This window comes from Candidatus Margulisiibacteriota bacterium, assembly GCA_041650635.1.
Taxonomy (GTDB): Bacteria; Margulisbacteria; WOR-1; order JAKLHX01; family JBAZKV01; genus JBAZKV01.
Genome location: JBAZKV010000004.1, coordinates 1 through 18,906, shown reverse-complemented (window position 1 = coordinate 18,906; position 18,906 = coordinate 1). Strand labels below are relative to the sequence as shown.

Sequence of the window (18,906 nt, the reverse complement as noted above, 5' to 3'; positions counted from 1 at the left end):
AGAGTAAGATGACTAGGGCGGTCAAACATAATGAACCATATGATGTCATTGTTATCGGAGCAGGGCATGCCGGCTGCGAAGCCGCCCTGGCCGCGGCACGGCTTAAATGCGACACACTCCTTTTGACCATAAATCTTGACACGATAGCCAATATGCCGTGCAATCCTGCCGTCGGAGGCCCGGCCAAAAGCCAGTTGGTGCGCGAAGTTGACGCTCTCGGCGGCGAAATAGGAATAGCCACCGACAGAACTTACCTGCAGATGAAAATGCTTAACACCGCCAAAGGGCCGGCAGTGCAGGCCCTCCGCGCCCAGTCGGACAAACTCCTTTATCATTCCCAGATGAAAAGCACCATTGAAAGACAGAAAAACCTTGAACTCAAGCAGGGCATCGTCACAGAAATCCTGGTAAAGCGCGGCAGGGTCGAGGGCGTTAAGACCAATATGCAGGTCATCTATACGGCCCCTTGCGTTATTCTGGCCACCGGCACTTTTTTGAACGGCATTATTCATGTCGGCATGCGCCATATGGAAGCGGGCAGGGCAGGGGAATTTGCGTCAAAAGGTCTGTCCGAAAATCTGATGTCCCTGGGGCTAAAGCTTGGGCGTCTCAAGACGGGGACTACCCCAAGGCTTGACGGAAGGACCATAGATTATTCAAAAATGGCCGTTCAGCCCGGGGATAAGCGGACCGAAATGTTCTCCTTTATCTGGGAATACGGACAATACGGCCTTGCCGTCCCAAAAAATCCTCAGGCAAAACTGAAACAGCTGCCCTGCTACCTTACCCACACTAACCGGGAAACCCACAGCATCATAAATAAGAACCTCGACCGCTCTCCTCTGTTCTCCGGAAAGATCCAAGGGACCGGACCAAGGTACTGCCCGTCAATAGAAGATAAAGTTGTGAGGTTCCCTGATAAGGAGCGCCATCAAGCCTTTATCGAACCGGAGGGCAGATCAACGCTTGAAATGTACACACAGGGAATGGCCACAAGCCTTCCCGAAGATGTCCAGCTCGCCTTCATAAGAACAATGAAAGGACTGGAAAAGGCTAAGATAATGCGGCCGGGCTATGCCGTAGAATACGATTTTGTCCCCCCTTCTCAAATACAGCATTCCCTTGAGACAAAGGGCATCAAAGGTCTTTTTCTGGCAGGCCAGATAAACGGCACTTCCGGTTACGAAGAGGCCGCGGCTCAGGGTCTCATTGCCGGCATCAACGCGTCAAGAACGGTCAAAAGGAAAAAGCCGCTCATACTTGGAAGAGAAGAAAGCTACATCGGCACACTGATAGATGACCTTGCCACAAAAGAGATAAACGAGCCTTACAGGATGCTGACCTCACGCTCAGAATACCGGCTCCTCCTAAGACAGGACAATGCCGACCTTCGGCTTTCGGAAAAGGGCCGCAAGATCGGGCTGTTGTCAAAAGAAAGATATGCCTGTTTCCTAAAGAAAAAAACCGCTGTTGAAAAAAGGGCCTCGGGGCTTTCCTCTCAGGTGGCGGCTCAGATAGACATACAGGACAAATACCGCGGCTATATAGAGCGCCAGCTGCGGCAGGTGGAAAAGTTCAAAAAGATAGAGAAGCTTGCCATCCCCGAAGATATAGATTTTTTGTCCCTTAAGGGCTTTTCAAGGGAAGCTCAGCAAAAACTGAGCAGATTGAGACCGGTATCCGTTGGCCAGGCTTCCCGGATCGCCGGAATATCGCCCGCCGATATTTCGGTGCTGATGATCCATCTTAAGGCTGCAGGCCGTTTGCCTCGACTATCAAAAAATTACATGGTATAATACTTAACAAAAAGGGAGGGTATTAAATGAAAAAAGGATTTGCTTTATTGATCTGTCTGTCCGTGTTAGTTCTGTCTTCCCCGGTGTTTGCTGCCCCGGCCAGCATAGGCTTTATAGACGTACAAAAGGTCTTCAAGGGATATTCGGAAACCAACAAGGCTCAATCCCAACTCTCCAAAGAAGAGGGGGAATTCAAGAAAGAGTTCGAAGCAAGCCAGAAAAAGCTTGAAGATGCCAAGAACTCAAAGAAATCCGAAAAAGAAATAGAATCGCTGACAAAAAAGCTTGAGGAAGATCTGGCTCCTAAAAGAGAAAAACTGATGAAGCTGAATGACGAACTGACATCTAAGCTGCAGCAGAACATACTTACCGCGGTCAAAGCCGTAAAAAAGAACCTCGGACTTGACCTGGTTCTTGACAAGCAGGTCATCATTGACGGCGGGATGGATATCAGCGACATGGTGATAAACAAGCTGAACAGCAAATAAGGTGAAAACGCTCGGAGACATCGCTCTTCTTGTCGAAGGCGAGCTGGCGGGAGACGCGTCTATCGTGATCTCCGGGGTAGCCGCTCTGGAGGACGCAAAAGAGGGCGATCTTGCTTTTGTCCTTGAGATAAACAAGCTTCTTGCCGCAGAGGCCTCTTCCGCTTCGGCGCTCGTAGTACCAAAAGAAGTCAGGTCTTCTAAAAAACCGCTTATAAGGGTGGACCACACACGGATGGCGCTCGCAAAGATACTTGGGCTGTTCTCTCCTATTGAAGAGGTCAGCCCCGGGGTGCATTCTCTTGCCTTTGTCGGAAAAAATGTAAAACTCGGCAAACGCGTACTAGTGTATCCTTTGGCTTATATCGGGGACAACTGCGAAATAGGCGACGACACTATCATACATCCCAACACCACTCTATACCCGAGGACCAGGATTGGGAAAAGGTGCATTATACATTCTGGCTGCGTCATAGGGGTAGACGGGTTCGGGTTTGTCCAGGTCGGGGGGAAATTCGTCAAGGTCCCTCAAATAGGCAGGGTGGTTATCGAGGACGATGTCGAGATATACGCCAATAATTGCATTGCCCGGGGAGCCATCGGGTCAACGGTTATCAAGCGCGGCACCAAGATAGACAACCTGAACCATATAGCACACAATGTCGTGATAGGTCAGAACTGCGCCATCACTTCTCAAAATGTGTTCGGGGGAAGTTCTTCGGTTGGAGACCGGGTCCAGATGTCCGGCCAGTGCGGAGTGGCCCCTCATGTGCATGTAGGAGATGACAGCATACTGATGGGCAGAGCGGGCGTGACAAAGAACACCCCCCAAAAGTCGGTGCTTTTGGGATATCCCGCCCAGGACCATGCCAAAGAACACCGCATTCTGGCACTTATAAGAAAACTGCCGGAGCTTTTCGAGCGCATCAAGAAACTCGAAAAGGAAAAATGAAGATCGCGGTCTTTTCCGAATCTTACAAGCCGTATATCAGCGGTGTTACCAGGTCGATCGAGATATTTGAAAAAGAATTACTGGCCCTGGGCCATGAGGTCTACATCTTTGCTCCGGATTATCCCGGCCACAAGGACAACAACAGCAGGATAATAAGATTCCCCTCTCTTCCGACAAAATATCCGGGTTTCAGGATCGCTGTTCCTCTGTCCCGCCTTATCCCTGATCTTGGCTTTGACATAGTCCATTCAAACTCTATCTTCCAGCTTGGGATACTTGCGATGCGTTACGCAAGAAAAAAGAACATACCTTTTGTGTTTACTTTCCACACCATGTTCACGGAATACCTTCATAATGTTCCGCTGCCCAGGGCTCTTTCGGTAAAAGCCGTTTCATTCTTGATAAGGTCTTTTTGCAACAGGTGCGCCCGGGTGATCGTTCCGACGGCCGTTACAAAAAAATATCTCGAGGGCTTTGGGGTAAGCTCCCCTATTGATGTCCTTGCCTCCGGAATAGACATGGAACTGGCGGGAAAGGCCTCTGCCTGCGGGATAAGGAAAGAGTTGGGCATATCAGAAAATTCTCCTGTCCTGGTATATGTCGGGCGGCTTTCCAAAGAAAAGAATATTCCTTTTTTGTTTGAGGCATTTAAAATTGTATTGTGTGCGTTTGATCCTGTAGGGGCGTATCGCGATACGCCCCTACTATTGATCGTCGCCGGCGGCCCCCTGGAAAAAGAATACAAACAAATGGCGGAAGGCTTGGGCATTTCAAAAAATGTTGTCTTTGCCGGACAGAAGCCGTATCCGGAGGTTCTAGATTATTACAAAGCGTCCGATCTTTTTGTCTTTGCCTCAACTACCGAGACGCAGGGGCTTGTAGTTGCGGAGGCAAAGGCCTGCGGGCTTCCTGCGGTCGCACTTGATGCTCAGGGTATCTCAGAGTGCATTCATGACGGGCAGGACGGATACCTGGTCAGCACAGCGGCCTCCGGCAACAGGGACGCCCTTCTTAAAGAGTTCTCGGACAGGATACTGTTGCTCTTAAAAGACAAAAACCTGCGCAAGGCCTTTTCGCTTAACGCTTCAAAGAACGCTTTGGCAGAGTTCTCATCCGGAGTCCTTGCAAAAAAACTCGAGCTAATATATAATCTGGTATCTGAAAGGAGAAAACAGTGAAACAAGTATTTGTAGCAGTTTGTGCCTGTCTGATCCTTACCGGCTCTTCTTCTTTTGCCTCGCAAACCACTTCTCTAACGGGCTCAACCGGCCTTATAAGGATGCCTTCCGGAGATGTGCTCAAGGCAAAGGACTGGGACCTTGGGATAGACTATATTTTTGATAATTCATCCGCTACGGCAATAACCTCCGGCACCGATCTGCGCGGCAGCTGGTCATATAAGGCCAACTTTGGGGCCGATATGGGACCGAACAACGGCCTGGAATTAGGATTCGTCGGAAGGACCGAAAAGGTGACCAACAGGTTCAAAGAAGGCGTTTTTATCAACATCAAATACGGGATGGCAAGCTCAAACGACAGGGATGCGCTTCATATGGCCATAGGAGTTGAAAACCTGACTTCCTCACTGGAATCCGATGTCTATATGGTAGCGACCAAGTATTTTAACAGCGGCCTAGGCCTTCACTTTGGAGCAATGTTCGACTTCCCGGACTACAACAGGTTTAGGCCCCTTGGCATGCTGGGCATTACTTCTCCTGTCGGAGCAAAAAACCTGATAGCCATGGCCGAAGCTTTTGCGGGAGAGAGCGTGTTCCAGTTGAACGCCGGCCTACGGTACGACCTGGCAAGGTCTTTTTCGATCAATGTCAGAGGGTTGAACGTCACAAACAGCCCCAACGCCAAAGAGACCCAGAGCTTTAGCGCAGGTATCTGCTTGACCAGCCCGTTCTAGATGCTCCAAAAAACCATCAGAGGCCCTGTTTCCCGCAAGGGGACGGGGCTTCACAGTGGAAAAGAGTCCCTGATCGAGCTGCTCCCGGCAAAAGAAAACAGCGGGATCTGTTTTATTTCCAAAACCGGCCGCGTTCCCGCACTTGTTCCTTCCGTAACTGGTACACAAAGAGGGACCTCCCTTGGCGCCTTTATTACGGTAGAGCATCTTTTATCCGCCGCTTACGGACTCGGCATTACTAATTTGGATGTCAAGCTTGAGGGGGCAGAGCCGCCCGCTTTTGACGGCAGCGCGCTTGAATATGTGAGAATGATAAAAGAGGCCGGCATTCTGGAGCAGGAGATAAGCGCCCCTTTTGTTGAAATAAAGAAGGAGTTCCGCATTGAAGAGAAAGGCGCATCTATAACCGCCGCTCCTTACGAAGGGCTAATAATTGAGTGCGGGCTTGACTTCCCGGGTTCTTTTGTGGGAAAACAATCGGCCAGCTTCGATGCCCTATCGGACGATTTTGAAAAAGAGATCGCCCCTGCCAGGACTTTTGGCTTTCTGGAAGAGGCCGACAGGCTCAGAGAGGCCGGCCTTGCTCTCGGGGCATCTTTTGATAATGCTGTCGTGATCTTAAAGGACGGGTATTCCTGCCCGCTCCGGTTCCCGAACGAGTTGGCAAGGCACAAAATTCTGGATATAATGGGAGATATGGCCCTGTCAGGGAAAAGAATAAAGGGCAAGATAGTCTCTGAAAAGGCCGGGCACAGGCTTAACGCAAAGCTTGCAGAAAGGATACTTAATGCCTGAAGTTAACATAGACACCGTTGAGATAATGAAGACGCTTCCCCACCGCCATCCGTTCCTGCTCGTAGACAAGATAATAGAGCATGAGCCTAGAAAAAGGGCGGTTGGCATCAAGAATGTTACTTTTGACGAAAGTTTCTTTGCGGGGCATTTCCCGGGCCTTCCAGTGATGCCGGGAGTGCTTATCGTGGAGGCCCTTGCGCAGGTCGGGGCCTGGGCGGTGCTGCTCCAGCCGGAGAACAAAGGGAAGGTCGCGCTCTTTGCCGGAATAGACAGTGTCAGGTTCAGAAAGCCGGTTGTTCCTGGCGACCAGTTGAGGCTGGAAGTCGAACTGTTAAAGGGAAGGGCAAATCTGCTAAAGATGAAAGGCGTTGCGCTGGTAAACGGCGCACCTGTCTGCGAAGGAGAGCTTATGTGTTCCATAATCTCTCCGGCACAGCAGCAGGAAGGCTCGATCGAAATTGACGGGACCGCCGTGGTCCACCCAACTGCAAAGCTCGGCAAAGGGGTCAGGATCGGGGCCTATAGCATAATAGGCGAAGATGTCGAGATCGGCGACAATACCATGATAGGCACCAGTGTGGTCGTATCCAGGTGGACCAAGATAGGCAAGGACTGCAGGATCAGCCACGGCACCACGATAGGGACCCCTCCGCAGGACCACAAATACAGGGGCGAAAAGAGCTGGGTTGTCATTGGGGACAGGTGTCAAATAAGGGAGTTCGTTACCATACATCTGCCAACTGGAGAAGGCAATACTACCCGTATCGGCAATGATGTAATGATCCAGATCTATTCCCACATCCCTCACAACGCAAATATAGGGAACAATGTGGTCATAGCCGGCTATGTGGCCATGGCGGGCCATGCGCAGATAGATGATTACGCTATCATCGGAGGCATGACCACCATACATCAGTTCGTTAGGATAGGTAAAATGGCAATGATAGGAGGAAATTCCAGGATAGCCAAGGACATTCCGCCCTTCATGCTGGCAGAAGGCAACCCAATGCAGGTCAGGGCCCTTAATTCGGTTGGACTGATGCGCCGGGGGGTCAGCGCAGAATCACAGAACGAACTTAAAAAGGCTTTTAAAATATTGTTCAAGTCGGGGCTCAATCTGACCCAGGCAATTTTTGAATTGAAGAAAAAACTCAATGTGTCTTATCCGGAGATCTCCTATCTTATAGAGTTCCTTGAGCAGGAAACCGACCGCGGCATCCTTAAGAAAATGGAGGCCTCGGACAACGACGACCTGCTTTTGCCGGACCTGCCCGAACTGGGAATTTAGGACCATGATCAAGGTCATGCTCAGCACCGGAGAGGTGTCCGGTGACATTCACGCCTCTTTTCTGGCCGCGGAGCTTCTTAAGCTCAATCCTTCCGTAAAACTGTTCGGGATGGCCGGGGAAAGATGCCGCGCCGCCGGAGTAGAAACACTCCTGGACCTGAGTTCAAAAGGCACCGTAGGCATAACCGAAGTGATCCGGTTCCTTCCTTCCATAATACTGGCTTATTTTAAGATGAGGGCGGTCCTGAAAAGGGAAAGGCCCGATCTTTTGCTTCTGGTGGACTATCAGGGCTTTAACATGCTGCTTGCAAAATACGCGAAAAAAATGGGGGTAAGGACCATCTACTATATTGCCCCTCAGGAATGGCTCTGGGGGACCTCAAAAGGGGTCAAGAGCGTTGCATCAACTCTGGACCGGATCCTTGCTATCTTTGAGCGGGAGGCGGAGGAATATAGGAAAGCGGGGGCTGTTGTGGACTATATAGGGAATCCTAATCTTGACACCATTAAGCTGTCCCTGGACAAAGCCGATTTTTGCAGGGCGTTTTCGCTTAATCCCAATTTCCCTATAATAGGCCTGTTCCCGGGAAGCCGGCTGCATGAGATCAGAGGACTGCTCCCGGTGTTTCTTAAAGCTTGTGAGATCATAAGGTCTAGGGTGCCGAACGCCCAATTCGTTCTATCTGTATCAAGCGGCCAGTTCTCAAAAGAGATAAAAAAACTTGTCTGGCTCTCCGGGCTCCGCCTGGTGCAGGGCAAAAGCCATGACATATTAAGCGCGGCAAATGTATCGCTGGCGGCATCAGGGACAATTACAATGGAAGGGACCATCCTTGGAGCTCCCTTGGTAATGGCTTATAAAATATCCGCCGTTTCCGAGTTCATCGGCAAAAAGATCTTAAAGGTACGCCTCCCCTACTATTCTATGACCAATCTGCTTGTCGGCTCCGAGGTTATCCCCGAATTTGTTCAGGACAGGGCCACCCCTCAAAACCTTGCGGCAAAGGCTGTCGAGCTGCTTACCGACAAGGAAAGCGCCGCAAAGATGCGGGCTGGGTATGCAAAGGCGCTGAAAAAATTCGGTTCTCCGGGGGCGGTCAAGCTTGCTGCACAGATAATAAACAACGAATTAAAGGGGAAGATCTGATGATAATATCCGTCCTGGCCTTCTGTTTCGTTTTCATTATTGTTGCGCTGGCGCACGAGGCAGGACATTTCTTGTGGGCAAAACGGGCAGGCATAAGAGTGCTTGAGCTCGGGATAGGATTTGGGCCGCGCCTGTTCTCCTTCAAAAGAAAAGATACCGTCTATTCCGTGAATCTTGTCCCGGTACTTGCTTTTGTGCGGCTTGCCGGTATAGACGAAGAAAGCCCCGAAGAAAAAGATTGCCCTCCCGAAGAAAGATATTCATCGAAGCCTCCGCTGGAAAAATTCAAATCTATCTGCGCGGGCCCCATAGCTAATCTCGTGCTTGGAGTGCTCATTTTTGCTTTTCTTTCCAATGTATACGGCCTTCCCGAAACATCCCCAAGAATAGCCTCCGTATCAGCCGGCTCCCCTGCCGCAGCAGCCGGGATAAGGCCCGGGGATATACTGTTGTCCGCGGACGGGCTCAGGGACAGCAACCCTCTTGCGATGGTGAATGTTATACATAAAAGCGCGGGTAAAAATATCGGGATCGAGGTCTTGAGGAACGGCGATCCTGTGATGCTTGCGGCTACCCCCGAATATGACGAGAGATATAAGGTTGGCCTGCTCGGGTTCGCGCTGGAAGTAGAAAGGAATAAGACCGGATTTGTGTCTTCTTTCTGGGCAGGGGCCAAAAAAACTTACGAGATCTCTGCCGGGATCCTGTTCATACTGGGGCAGTTGATAACCGGAAAAATGTCCGTTGCCGGGCTGGCCGGTCCGCTCGGGATCGCTCAGTTCAGCGGGCAGGCGGCCTCGCAGGGGGTCTATTCATTAATGTTCTTCATAGGGCTTATCAGCGTCAATCTGGGCATTTTTAATCTGCTGCCGCTGCCGGCGCTTGACGGGGGCAGGCTGGTCTTTATACTTATCGAAGCTGTCAGGGGGAGGCCTATTCCAATTGAGCAGGAGAACAAGATCCATCAGTGGGGCTTGATCGCTCTTCTAGCCCTGGCCGCTGTAGTATCTGTGAACGATCTTTTCAGGATACTTAAGCATTAATCCTCTGTCCGCAGCAGAAATACGGTTAAAATACCGTATAATTTTTGCGCTTATTTGCACAAATATATCTGTTCTGAGAATTTCTATCGTATTTCCATGAATTTCTACTGTATTTCCATGCTTCTAATACAGTTCTTCATAAGCATTGCCACGGTCATCAGGCCAATACCTCCCGGCACGGGAGTAATAAAGGAGCATTTATCCTTTACGCCTTCAAAGTCAACATCCCCTACCAGCCCTGATTCAAGCCTGTTCATGCCCACATCAAAAACAGCAGCGCCTTCCTTTACCATATCCGCTGTCAGGAATTTGGGCTTTCCTATGGCAACAACAACAATGTCGGCTGTTTTTGTAAAGGACTTAATGTCCCTTGTCCTTGAATGACATATCGTAACAGTAGCATGCTCCTTCATCAGCATCTGGGCTATGGGCTTGCCAACAATATTGCTGCGGCCAATAACCGCCGCGTTCTTACCTTTAAGATCGATCTTTGAGGAATGGATCATTTCCATGATGCCCGAAGGAGTACAGGGATAGAAATAGGGCTCCTGACCCAAAAGTAGTTTTCCCATGTTCAAAGGATGCAGCCCATCAACATCTTTTTTTGGTGATATTTGAGCCAAAATTCTATCTGCATCAATATGTCGCGGCAATGGGAGCTGGACCAATATCCCGTTTATTCCTCTATCTTCGTTCAATTCTTTTACGAGAGCGGCTAGCTCCTGCTCTGTCGTGCCGCCTGGCAGCTTTTTAACAACAGACCGGATCCCCACCTCAGCCGCCGATCGCTCCTTGGACCCAACATAAACTTTTGACGCGGGGTCATCCCCTACCAGGACTACCGCCAGTGATGGTTTTTTGCCTATTTTAGCCAATTTATTGCGGAGGCCTCCCCTAATATCTCCCGCTAACTCCTTGCCGTTTATTATGCTTACCATTAATGTTCTCCTTGGCTTGTTATAGAATGTTTCACGTGAAACATTCCGACTATCTAAAAATGTTTCACGTGAAACATTTTTATTTCCCTATACAAAACCTGCTAAAGATCTCTTCTGCTATCTGGCTGCTTACCCCCTCGCCTGTCATGTTCCTTAGGCTGGAGATGGCCTCCTTGACATCGATACCGGCCAGCTCCGGGCAAAAATCATTGCTAATGGCCGAAAAGCCTCTTTTTAAAGCGTCTCTTGCCTCCATTGCAGAACCTTTCTGTCTGGTGCTTATAAGCAGCGCGTCCTTGGGGTCGATGCGCTTTGATGTTATCACATTGAGAAGTGTTTTCTCAAGAGCCTTGAGACCTTTTCCTGTGAGAGCCGAAATATGGACTGTCTCGAAACCTTTCAGTTCTCTCTTGTTTATCTTCCTGCCGATGTCGCTCTTGTTAAGGGCTACAATAGCCGCTCCCCGGGCTTCTTTTGCCTGTTGCAGAATATCTTTATCATGTTTTGATAGAGCTTTTGCTCCGTCAACAACAACTATAACAATATCCGCTCTTTCAATGGCCTCCCTTGTTCGGACAATACCCTTTGCCTCAACCTCTCCCCTGCCCTTTCTGATCCCGGCCGTGTCTATCAATTTAATGGCTATTCCTTTTATATTGATCGCCTCTTCAATGGTATCGGTCGTTGTTCCGGGAATGCCTGTTACTATAGCTCTCTCAAATTTGAGCAGCGCGTTCAATAGACTGGATTTGCCCGCGTTCGGCGCTCCGGCTATCACACAGTCAACTCCAGCTGTTAATATTCTTCCCTGGTCGGCCGTATTCAAGAGCTCGTCAAGAGCCTTAATTTGCTGTGACATCATTTTTCTTATTGACCTTATGTTGGGTTTTCCCATTTCTTCTGGAAAGTCAAGATGGGCCTCGATAAGCGCAAGAATAGCCGTTAATCGGCCGGTTATCTCGCCGATTTTCTTTGAAAGGATGCCGCCTAACTGGCTTGCGGCAGCATTCGCTCCCTCCTGTGTTCTAGAGCCAATTATTGCCGCTATCGCTTCCGCCTTGATCAGGTCAATTTTCCCGTTCAAGAACGCTCTTTTAGAAAACTCTCCCCTCTCCGCTTGTCTGGCGCCCAAACCTATCAGACAGTCCATTATAGCGGTCATTACAGCGATGCCGCCGTGGCAATATATCTCTGCCATATCTTCCCCCGTAAACGATGCCGGCGCTTTTAGGTATACCGCCATTACTTCATCAATAAGGTGGCTGCGCTTTGGGTGAGATGCCTGTGCAAATTTGATCATATTTGGGATAAAGCTTCCCTTCTTTGCGGAACAAAGGCTCTTGAGCAATGACAATGATCTTGGGCCGCTTATCCTTATTATCCCGATCGCGGCACTTGAAGGAGCCGATGAAATGGAGGCGATAGTGTCGTCATCAGAAATGGGCATTTCTCTACTTATTTGGGGCTATGACCACCCTTCTTTCGCCCTTTTCTCCGGTACTATATGAAGTTAGTTTGCTGTTCTGTTTGACCGCAAGATGGATTATCCTTCTTTCTCTGGCGGTCATGGCTGGCAGGATGACTTCTTTTCCTGATATCAGGGCCTCCTCGATGGACTCCTTGGCGATCTTTTCGGTACGGCTTTCCTGCTTCTTTCTATAGCCTCCGGCCTCCACTAAAACTCTTTTCCTTTGTTCCTTGCCCTTGTTGGCAATAATTGATGTAATATACTGTAGCGCGTCCAAGGTTTGCCCTTCTTTCCCAATCATTCTTGGGATCTCGTCCCCTTTTATCTCAAGACATATGGTATCCTCGGCATTCTTTGTGTCTTCAACATAAACATTTGCGATAAAGCCTGCTTTGTCCAAAATATCCTGGAGCACTCCTTTTGCCTCTTCTTCCGGGGTCAGGCGCTGAAAAACCTCCACCTCGGCCTCTTTCCCGCCAAATACGCCTAAAACGCCGGCTTCTCCTTCGGATATTATCCTGATTTCGACATCATCCCTTGATGCTTTCAACACCTCCAGCGCGGCTTTAACGGCCTCCTCCGTGGTGCGTCCCTTCATCCGTACTTTCCCTGCCATCTTCGTCTCCTTTTCGGTTATATTTATACCTTACCGTGCTTCGAGGTTATGTACATCTGCTGGGCAACGGTCAGGATATTCTGAACGATCCAATATAGCTGCACCCCTGCCGCAAATTCTATGCTGATAAAGGCTATAAAGAAAGGCATTATTAGCATGACATGCTTCATCTGGTCCTGTCCGGCACTCTGCGGCATTGTCTTTTGCGACCAATATGTAGTAAGGCCTATCAAGACCGGGAAAATAAATGTTGGGTCTTTAACAGAAATATCGCTCAACCACAAGAAAGAGGCAGCCCCCTGGGAAACAGCAAGCATATCCTTAAAATTTTGGCTTGTTAAAGCCATAAATAAAGCTATGAACACCGGCATTTGAAGCAGAAGTGGCAGGCAGCCTCCTAGGGGATTGACGCCGTGCTTTTTATAGAGCTCCATCGTTTCTTTTTGGAATTTATCCGGGCTGTCCTTATGCTTCTTCTTGAGCTCTTCAAATTTTGGTTGAAGCTTTTGCATCGCAGCCATCTGCTTTGTTGATTGAAGCGTAAGAGGGTAGAGCGCGACTTTGATGGCTATCGTCAAAAGTATGATCGCAACACCATAATTGTGGAACCCAATGGCATAAAAGAATCCCAGAGTTTTTAGCGTAATATCAATAAATATTTGCATGCTATTTTACCGGGTCAAAGCCTCCTTTAAAGAATTGATTGCACCTCAGCAAACGGCCAGTGCCCATAATTATTCCCCTAATTAGGCCATATTTTGTTATTGCGCAGATACAATAGTCCGAGCATGTGGGATAGAACCTGCATGCGGGCGGGGATAGGGGAGAGACCGCCTTTTGATAAAGCCTGATCAATATAATAATTATTCTTTTCAAGTATAGGTCTTAAGAAATATCTGTCTTATGAATTCTACTGCCTGCCCGTAATTCGCGGCTATGGCCTTATCGGTTGGAAAGATCACCGCATCGGCAGGCTTATTAATATTGAGATATTCTTCTCTAAAGGCCTCTTTGAACAGTCTTCTTATCCTGTTCCTTTTAACGGCGCAGCAAAGAGTCTTTTTAGGCGCCACTCCCAGCCTGGGAAAGCCGTCCCTTTTGAACAGGACCCGCGCAGAAGCGATCTTTCCGGTTATACGGGAGCCTTTTCTCAGCACTGCGGCAAAATCCGCCTCTGTCTTAAGGGTGGTCGGTTTATTTGACCGCGATCCTGTGGCGGCCTTTCCTCCTTCGGGATTTAAGAACCCTTTTCCCGAAGTGGCTCGAGTTCCTTTTTCTGAAGCCGTGGACATTCTTTCTGTGCCTTTTGCTCGGCTTATATGTTCTCTTGGTCATGATTAAATTATACCGTTTTAAGTTCTTCCTGTCAATTTATAGCCGTTGCTTTGAGCTCTTCGTCGTGCTATCATAATTTATGAAATGATTTGTTTTCCACAATTGGAAATGATTTGTGGATAATGTTGTTGATAAGTCCAAATTTTGTTGTCAATATATGCTAAAATCATTGCTGTCCGGGGTGTTTGCGGCAGTTCCTTTGCGTTATATAATATAGGCGCTTCTGTGGATAAGGTGTTAAACAATGATAGAAATCCCTGATGTCGGCTCGTACTGGAAAGACATACTTGGAACGCTGGAAAAAACACTAAGCAAGCCGATATTTGAGACGATCTCAACTTCCACAAGGCCGGTCGCTATAGAGAGCGGGACGCTGGTCCTTGCCGTTCCCAATGTTTTTTCCCAGGACTGGCTGTACGAAAAAAAATGCGATGCCTCTATCCTGTCCGCCATCAAAAGTTCCGGCAATTCCAAGATACAGGCTATTAAGTTCATAGTAATTCCCAGGGAAAAAGAGGACATCCCCGAAGAAAGAGAGAGAGAAAAAAAGCTGGCTGCAGCCAGCTCCTCGCGCCCGGAGGCGTCTTTCCTTAACCCAAGGTATACCTTTGACAATTTTGTCGTGGGACATGGCAACAGATTCGCGCACGCCGCCTCTCTTGCTGTTTCCGAAGCGCCGGGCAAGGCGTACAATCCGCTTTTCCTCTACGGAGGGGTGGGGCTGGGCAAGACCCATCTTATGCAAGCGATAGGGCACCACATACTAAAGACCCGCCCAAAGACCAAGGTCGTGTATGTCACTTCGGAAAAGTTCACTAACGAGGTCATCGATTCCATCAGGTTCGACAAAATGGACTCCTTCAGGAACAAATACAGAAGCGCGGACCTGATCATGGTCGATGATATCCAGTTCATTTCGGGGAAAGAAAGGACCACCGAGGAATTTTTTCACACTTTTAATGCGCTGTACGAATCATCCAAACAGATCATAATAAGCAACGACAGGCCCCCGAAAGAGATCCCGGACATAGAAGAAAGGCTGAGAAACCGTTTTGAATGGGGGCTTATAGCCGATGTACAGCCTCCGGACTTTGAGACCCGCATAGCCATACTCAAGAAAAAGGCCGAGATAGAGGAGGTGTCGGTCCCGGACGAGGTTCTTTCGCTGGTAGCCACCAAAATAACCACCAACATCAGGGAGCTCGAAGGGGCGCTCACCAGGCTTCTTGCCCACAGCGCGATAGAAAGCCGCGAGCTCACGCCTGCGGTAGCCGAAGAAGTTTTAAGGAACATTTTTTCGCCGTCGCGATCAAAACCGCAGATAACTATTGATGCCATAAAAAGGGCAACGGCGCTATATTATTCCCTTAAACTTGAGGACATGTCGGCAAAAACCAGGACCAAGGAGATCGCAACTGCGCGGCAGGTAGCCATGTACCTTTCAAAAGAGCTGACCAGCTCTTCTCTTAATAAGATCGGGGGCGCTTTTGGCGGCAGGGACCACACGACCGTTATCCATGCATGCGAAAAGATCAAAGAATTGATCAAAGAAGACAAAGAGATCTCTTCGGCGGTAAGTACGATCTCATCAAAGATCAAGGCCGGCGTTGATTAGGTGTGTTTTGCCTGTTGACGGCATGTTGAAAAGTGACCGGTCGGGTTTTTATTGCGGGGATAAAAAAAGATATGCACAGGATATCAAGATTGGGCCAAGGTGTTTCAATTGTTCCGGCCATTTTAATTTGCCGTGCTTTTAGGAAAAACGGGATTATCAACAAATCAACAAGTCCTATTATCACTACTAGTTTTTTAAATATAGAGATATAATAAGAAAGGAAGGGGACAAAAATGGAAATCAACTGTGTCAAGGAAGATCTCTCTGCAGGGGTTACAGCCGTTGAAAGGATAGTTCTTACAAGAAGTACACTGCCGATAATCGGGAATGTGCTATTTGAGGCTATGAAAGACGGCCTGCGTCTGTCGGCCAACAACCTGGAAATGGGCCTCGAAGTAACCATCCCGGCAAAAGTTAAAGAGGAGGGCTCCATCCTTATCCCGGCAAAAACACTGGGAGGAATAGTTTCCAAGCTCCCCAGCGAGGCCATCAGCATAAAAGCGAGCGAAAAAGGCGTGGTAAAGATAGCTTATAAACAGTCCAATGTGAACATTAACGGGCTTCCTTCCGAAGAATTCCCGGTGCTTCCCAAGATCAAAGAGGCCAAAACAATAACCATAGAAACAAGAACCTTTGTTGACATGGTCAAACAGACGGTGTTCTCTGTATCTCAAAGCGAGGACAAATATGTCCTTAATGGTGTTTTATTTGAAACGGGAAAAAGCTCACAGGAAAAAGATGACAGCAACATAAGGCTGGTGGCAACGGACGGTTACAGATTGGCCAAAAGGGGAGAAAAAATAGGCGGAAACCCGGAAAAGAACTCGGTGATAGTGCCGGCCAAAGCCCTTGTCGAGGTCAGCCGGATACTGCAAGGCAAAGAAAGCGGAGACCTTAAGATCAGCATCTCTAACGAACAAATAGCCTTTAAATTTAAAGATGTTTATATGATCTCAAGGCTGATACAAGGGCAATTCCCGGATTATAAACAAGTTATCCCCAAGAGCAGCGAAGTTAAGATAGAGGCGGACACAGGGCTCTTTTTGGATGCCGCCGAAAGGACCGCGGTAATTGCAAGCGGAAGCTCAAACATTGTTAAGATCAACACCAAAGACGGGAAACTGCACATACTTGCGAACACACCTGATGTGGGAAGCGCCGACGAAGTGGTGGAGGCGCAGATAAAAGGCGAGGCAAAGGCCCCGATAGCTTTCAATGTCAGACTTCTCACGGATGTGCTTAAGGTTATTGATACGGACAAGATAAGCCTGGAATTTTCGGGGCCCGTTAATCCGGGAATAATCAGGCCGATGAACGGCGCCGACTATCTGTACATTATTATGCCAATCAGAACAGCTGATACGACCGCGTAATAAGACCACATGGAAAACGCCGGGCAGATACTGAAGGGGCTGATAGAAAACCTTCCGGCAGCCAGAGACATGATAGAGGGAAACAGGCTGCTGGAAATGTGGAACGAAGTTGCCGACAGGAACGATTTGAGCTGGCCGGTAAAGTTTTCTTCGGGGATCTTGTTCGTTGCCTCCGAAGACCCGTCTTTTGCGCAGGAACTTAGGATGAAAAGAATGCAGTTCGTCGAAGAATTCAATAGAAGGGCAAGAAAAAATATAGTTAAAGATGTCAAGATAACGGTCTGCGGCAGAAGCAAACGCCCCCAAGGAGAAAAAGATGGCTAAATCAAAATCCGGCTATGACGCATCCAACATCAAAATACTCGGCGGGATAGAAGCAGTTAGAAAAAGGCCGAGCATGTACATTGGATCCACCGGGAAAACCGGCCTCCATCATTTGATCTACGAGGTGGTCGACAACAGCGTCGACGAAGCTCTGGCCGGGCACTGCGACAAAATAGAGGTTGCGATCCACAAGGACAACATTATCTCTGTTAACGACAACGGCAGGGGTATACCTATCGATATCCACAAGGACACCAAGAGGCCCGCGGCAGAGGTGGTGCTTACGACGCTTCATGCTGGAGGCAAGTTCGGAGCGGGCGGTTACAAGGTCTCGGGAGGCCTGCACGGCGTAGGGGTGTCCTGTGTTAACGCGCTGTCGGAGTGGATGGAGGTCGAGGTCTCAAGGGACGGGGAGATTTACCGGCAGAAATTTGAAAGAGGCAACCCGAAGCCGGAAAAAAGGACCAAGTCAAAGGATGCCGAAGAGAACACGGGGACAAAAATAACCTTTCTGGCCGACAAAGAGATCTTTGACGAGGTAGATTATGATTTTGAGACGGTCGGACGCAGACTGCAGGAGCTGGCCTATCTTAACAAAGGACTTGCCATAAAATTTTCGGATGAGAGAGGGAAAGGCAGGAGCGAAACATATAAATATGACGGCGGGGTAATAGAATATGTAGAGCACCTTAACAAGGGAAAGGACCCGCTTTACAAGCCCCCGATATTTGCCACGGCCGAAAAAGACAACATCTTTGTTGAGGTGGCCATCCAGCACAGCAAGGACTATTATGACGAGAACCTGTTCTCTTTTGTTAACTGCATCAAGACCAAAGAGGGCGGCACGCATGTGGTGGGTTTCAAGTCCGCGTTCACAAGGTCTGTTAATAACTTTGCAAAAAGGTACGGGCTTCTTAAGAACGAAAGCGAGACCCTTTCCGGAGACGATGTCAGGGAAGGGCTTAGCGGGGTCATAAATTTAAGGATCCCGAACCCCCAATTTGAGGGCCAGACCAAGACCAAGCTGGGCAACGGAGAGGTTAAAGGGATAGTCGATTCCATTGTGGACGAAGGCATCACCAATTATCTGGAAAAGAACCCGGCCGCGGGTAGAGCGATCGTAGAAAAATCCCTTATTGCCATGAGGGTAAGAGAAGCTGCGCGCAAGGCGCAGGAGCTGGAGAGAAAGAAAAGCGCGCTTGATACGGCAACTCTGCCGGGAAAACTCGCGGACTGCACCGAAAGGGACCCGGCCAAGTGCGAACTCTTCATAGTTGAGGGGGATTCAGCCGGAGGCTCGGCAAAACAGGGAAGGGACAGGATGTTCCAGGCCATTCTCCCGTTAAAGGGCAAGATCCTAAATGTGGAAAAGGCCAGGCTTGACAAAATACTGAACAACGACGAGATCCGGGCGATGATAACGGTTATTGGAAGCGGGGTAATAACCGGGATAAAAGGCAACGGCAACGGGAACCCGGAGGAGGAAAAGGACGGAGACCTTTCCGAAGCAGAGTTTTTGAAAAGACTGCAATATCACAAGATAGTTATCATGACGGATGCGGACGTGGACGGAGCCCACATCAGGACACTGCTGCTTACCTTCTTCTTCAGGTACGCCAGACAGATAGTAGAGAACGGGCATTTGTACATAGCCCAACCGCCGCTTTATCTTCTAAAAAAGGGCAAGACCCAGAAATGGATCTATTCCGATAAAGAACTTTCCGACACCATGAAGGCGCTCGGGAAAGAGGGCTCTTCCATACAAAGGTACAAAGGCCTTGGCGAAATGAACCCGGAACAGCTCTGGGAGACAACGATG

General features: G+C 49.0%; 19 protein-coding genes and 1 pseudogene. 13 read left to right on the top strand and 7 right to left on the bottom strand.

Annotated elements, in window-relative coordinates; genetic code table 11:
• Window positions 1-8: 8 nt before the first annotated feature.
• The 9 genes from mnmG to rseP are packed head-to-tail and all read left to right on the top strand — an operon-like array spanning window position 9 to window position 9,418.
• Window positions 9-1,796, top strand: coding sequence for a tRNA uridine-5-carboxymethylaminomethyl(34) synthesis enzyme MnmG (gene mnmG, locus WC490_01615; GenBank protein MFA5097308.1), 1,788 nt, complete (start codon window positions 9-11; stop codon window positions 1,794-1,796).
• A 26-nt stretch (window positions 1,797-1,822) separates the two neighbouring features.
• Window positions 1,823-2,284, top strand: coding sequence for an OmpH family outer membrane protein (locus WC490_01610; protein ID MFA5097307.1), 462 nt, complete (start codon window positions 1,823-1,825; stop codon window positions 2,282-2,284).
• 1 nt (window position 2,285) lies between these two features.
• On the top strand, window positions 2,286-3,233 hold the full coding sequence (gene lpxD, locus WC490_01605; protein MFA5097306.1) for a UDP-3-O-(3-hydroxymyristoyl)glucosamine N-acyltransferase: 948 nt from the start codon (window positions 2,286-2,288) through the stop codon (window positions 3,231-3,233).
• Window positions 3,230-4,411 (top strand): glycosyltransferase, encoded by a 1,182-nt coding sequence (locus WC490_01600; protein MFA5097305.1) that lies wholly within the window; start codon window positions 3,230-3,232, stop codon window positions 4,409-4,411. Before lpxD ends, WC490_01600 begins: the two co-directional genes overlap by 4 nt.
• Entirely contained in the window at window positions 4,408-5,145 is a 738-nt protein-coding gene (locus tag WC490_01595; GenBank protein MFA5097304.1) for a hypothetical protein, read from the top strand. The genes WC490_01600 and WC490_01595 overlap by 4 nt, the downstream gene beginning before the upstream one ends.
• Window positions 5,146-5,940, top strand: a complete 795-nt coding sequence (lpxC, locus tag WC490_01590; protein MFA5097303.1) for a UDP-3-O-acyl-N-acetylglucosamine deacetylase — start codon at window positions 5,146-5,148, stop codon at window positions 5,938-5,940.
• Window positions 5,933-7,228: an acyl-ACP--UDP-N-acetylglucosamine O-acyltransferase gene (gene lpxA, locus WC490_01585; GenBank protein MFA5097302.1), complete on the top strand. Its 1,296-nt coding sequence runs from the start codon at window positions 5,933-5,935 to the stop codon at window positions 7,226-7,228. Before lpxC ends, lpxA begins: the two co-directional genes overlap by 8 nt.
• Before the next feature lie 4 nt (window positions 7,229-7,232).
• Window positions 7,233-8,375, top strand: a complete 1,143-nt coding sequence (gene lpxB / locus WC490_01580; protein ID MFA5097301.1) for a lipid-A-disaccharide synthase — start codon at window positions 7,233-7,235, stop codon at window positions 8,373-8,375.
• Window positions 8,375-9,418 (top strand): RIP metalloprotease RseP, encoded by a 1,044-nt coding sequence (gene rseP / locus WC490_01575; GenBank protein MFA5097300.1) that lies wholly within the window; start codon window positions 8,375-8,377, stop codon window positions 9,416-9,418. Before lpxB ends, rseP begins: the two co-directional genes overlap by 1 nt.
• Window positions 9,419-9,522: 104 nt before the next feature.
• On the opposite strand, the gene folD is transcribed toward rseP, so the two are convergent.
• The 7 genes and pseudogenes from folD to rpmH all read right to left on the bottom strand — a co-directional run bounded on the left by folD (window position 9,523) and on the right by rpmH (window position 13,775).
• On the bottom strand, window positions 9,523-10,356 hold the full coding sequence (gene folD / locus WC490_01570) for a bifunctional methylenetetrahydrofolate dehydrogenase/methenyltetrahydrofolate cyclohydrolase FolD (GenBank protein MFA5097299.1): 834 nt from the start codon (window positions 10,354-10,356) through the stop codon (window positions 9,523-9,525).
• Window positions 10,357-10,435: 79 nt separating this feature from the next.
• A complete protein-coding gene (mnmE, locus tag WC490_01565; GenBank protein ID MFA5097298.1) occupies window positions 10,436-11,803 on the bottom strand; it encodes a tRNA uridine-5-carboxymethylaminomethyl(34) synthesis GTPase MnmE in 1,368 nt (455 codons plus the stop codon).
• A 4-nt stretch (window positions 11,804-11,807) separates the two neighbouring features.
• On the bottom strand, window positions 11,808-12,440 hold the full coding sequence (jag, locus tag WC490_01560; GenBank protein MFA5097297.1) for an RNA-binding cell elongation regulator Jag/EloR: 633 nt from the start codon (window positions 12,438-12,440) through the stop codon (window positions 11,808-11,810).
• A gap of 23 nt (window positions 12,441-12,463) precedes the next feature.
• Window positions 12,464-13,105, bottom strand: coding sequence for a YidC/Oxa1 family membrane protein insertase (locus WC490_01555; protein MFA5097296.1), 642 nt, complete (start codon window positions 13,103-13,105; stop codon window positions 12,464-12,466).
• 1 nt (window position 13,106) lies between these two features.
• Window positions 13,107-13,316 (bottom strand): membrane protein insertion efficiency factor YidD, encoded by a 210-nt coding sequence (gene yidD / locus WC490_01550; GenBank protein ID MFA5097295.1) that lies wholly within the window; start codon window positions 13,314-13,316, stop codon window positions 13,107-13,109.
• A pseudogene (rnpA, locus tag WC490_01545) lies at window positions 13,313-13,627 on the bottom strand (ribonuclease P protein component). Before rnpA ends, yidD begins: the two are co-directional and overlap by 4 nt.
• Before the next feature lie 7 nt (window positions 13,628-13,634).
• Window positions 13,635-13,775: a 50S ribosomal protein L34 gene (gene rpmH / locus WC490_01540; GenBank protein MFA5097294.1), complete on the bottom strand. Its 141-nt coding sequence runs from the start codon at window positions 13,773-13,775 to the stop codon at window positions 13,635-13,637.
• Window positions 13,776-14,019: 244 nt separating this feature from the next.
• On the opposite strand from rpmH, the gene dnaA reads away from it, so the two are divergent.
• The 4 genes from dnaA to WC490_01520 form a co-directional block, all read left to right on the top strand.
• Window positions 14,020-15,390 carry a chromosomal replication initiator protein DnaA gene (dnaA, locus tag WC490_01535; protein ID MFA5097293.1) on the top strand — a complete coding sequence of 457 codons (1,371 nt, stop codon included), beginning with the start codon at window positions 14,020-14,022 and terminating at the stop codon, window positions 15,388-15,390.
• A 233-nt stretch (window positions 15,391-15,623) separates the two neighbouring features.
• Window positions 15,624-16,763 carry a DNA polymerase III subunit beta gene (gene dnaN / locus WC490_01530; GenBank protein MFA5097292.1) on the top strand — a complete coding sequence of 380 codons (1,140 nt, stop codon included), beginning with the start codon at window positions 15,624-15,626 and terminating at the stop codon, window positions 16,761-16,763.
• A 9-nt stretch (window positions 16,764-16,772) separates the two neighbouring features.
• Window positions 16,773-17,087: a DUF721 domain-containing protein gene (locus WC490_01525; GenBank protein ID MFA5097291.1), complete on the top strand. Its 315-nt coding sequence runs from the start codon at window positions 16,773-16,775 to the stop codon at window positions 17,085-17,087.
• Window positions 17,080-18,906 (top strand): DNA topoisomerase subunit B (locus tag WC490_01520; protein MFA5097290.1); only part of this gene is annotated, 1,827 nt, incomplete at its 3' end. The genes WC490_01525 and WC490_01520, both read left to right, overlap by 8 nt.

Bases quoted from the DNA above. Each gene is read 5' to 3' on its own strand.
- lpxB (MFA5097301.1), top strand. From the start codon at position 7,233: ATGATCAAGGTCATGCTCAGCACCGGAGAGGTGTCCGGTGACATTCAC.
- lpxA (MFA5097302.1), top strand. From the start codon at position 5,933: ATGCCTGAAGTTAACATAGACACCGTTGAGATAATGAAGACGCTTCCC.
- WC490_01610 (MFA5097307.1), top strand. From the start codon at position 1,823: ATGAAAAAAGGATTTGCTTTATTGATCTGTCTGTCCGTGTTAGTTCTG.
- mnmE (MFA5097298.1), bottom strand. From the start codon at position 11,803: ATGCCCATTTCTGATGACGACACTATCGCCTCCATTTCATCGGCTCCT.
- dnaN (MFA5097292.1), top strand. From the start codon at position 15,624: ATGGAAATCAACTGTGTCAAGGAAGATCTCTCTGCAGGGGTTACAGCC.
- lpxC (MFA5097303.1), top strand. From the start codon at position 5,146: ATGCTCCAAAAAACCATCAGAGGCCCTGTTTCCCGCAAGGGGACGGGG.
- mnmG (MFA5097308.1), top strand. From the start codon at position 9: ATGACTAGGGCGGTCAAACATAATGAACCATATGATGTCATTGTTATC.
- rpmH (MFA5097294.1), bottom strand. From the start codon at position 13,775: ATGACCAAGAGAACATATAAGCCGAGCAAAAGGCACAGAAAGAATGTC.
- rseP (MFA5097300.1), top strand. From the start codon at position 8,375: ATGATAATATCCGTCCTGGCCTTCTGTTTCGTTTTCATTATTGTTGCG.
- WC490_01555 (MFA5097296.1), bottom strand. From the start codon at position 13,105: ATGCAAATATTTATTGATATTACGCTAAAAACTCTGGGATTCTTTTAT.
- dnaA (MFA5097293.1), top strand. From the start codon at position 14,020: ATGATAGAAATCCCTGATGTCGGCTCGTACTGGAAAGACATACTTGGA.
- jag (MFA5097297.1), bottom strand. From the start codon at position 12,440: ATGGCAGGGAAAGTACGGATGAAGGGACGCACCACGGAGGAGGCCGTT.
- WC490_01525 (MFA5097291.1), top strand. From the start codon at position 16,773: ATGGAAAACGCCGGGCAGATACTGAAGGGGCTGATAGAAAACCTTCCG.
- WC490_01600 (MFA5097305.1), top strand. From the start codon at position 3,230: ATGAAGATCGCGGTCTTTTCCGAATCTTACAAGCCGTATATCAGCGGT.
- folD (MFA5097299.1), bottom strand. From the start codon at position 10,356: ATGGTAAGCATAATAAACGGCAAGGAGTTAGCGGGAGATATTAGGGGA.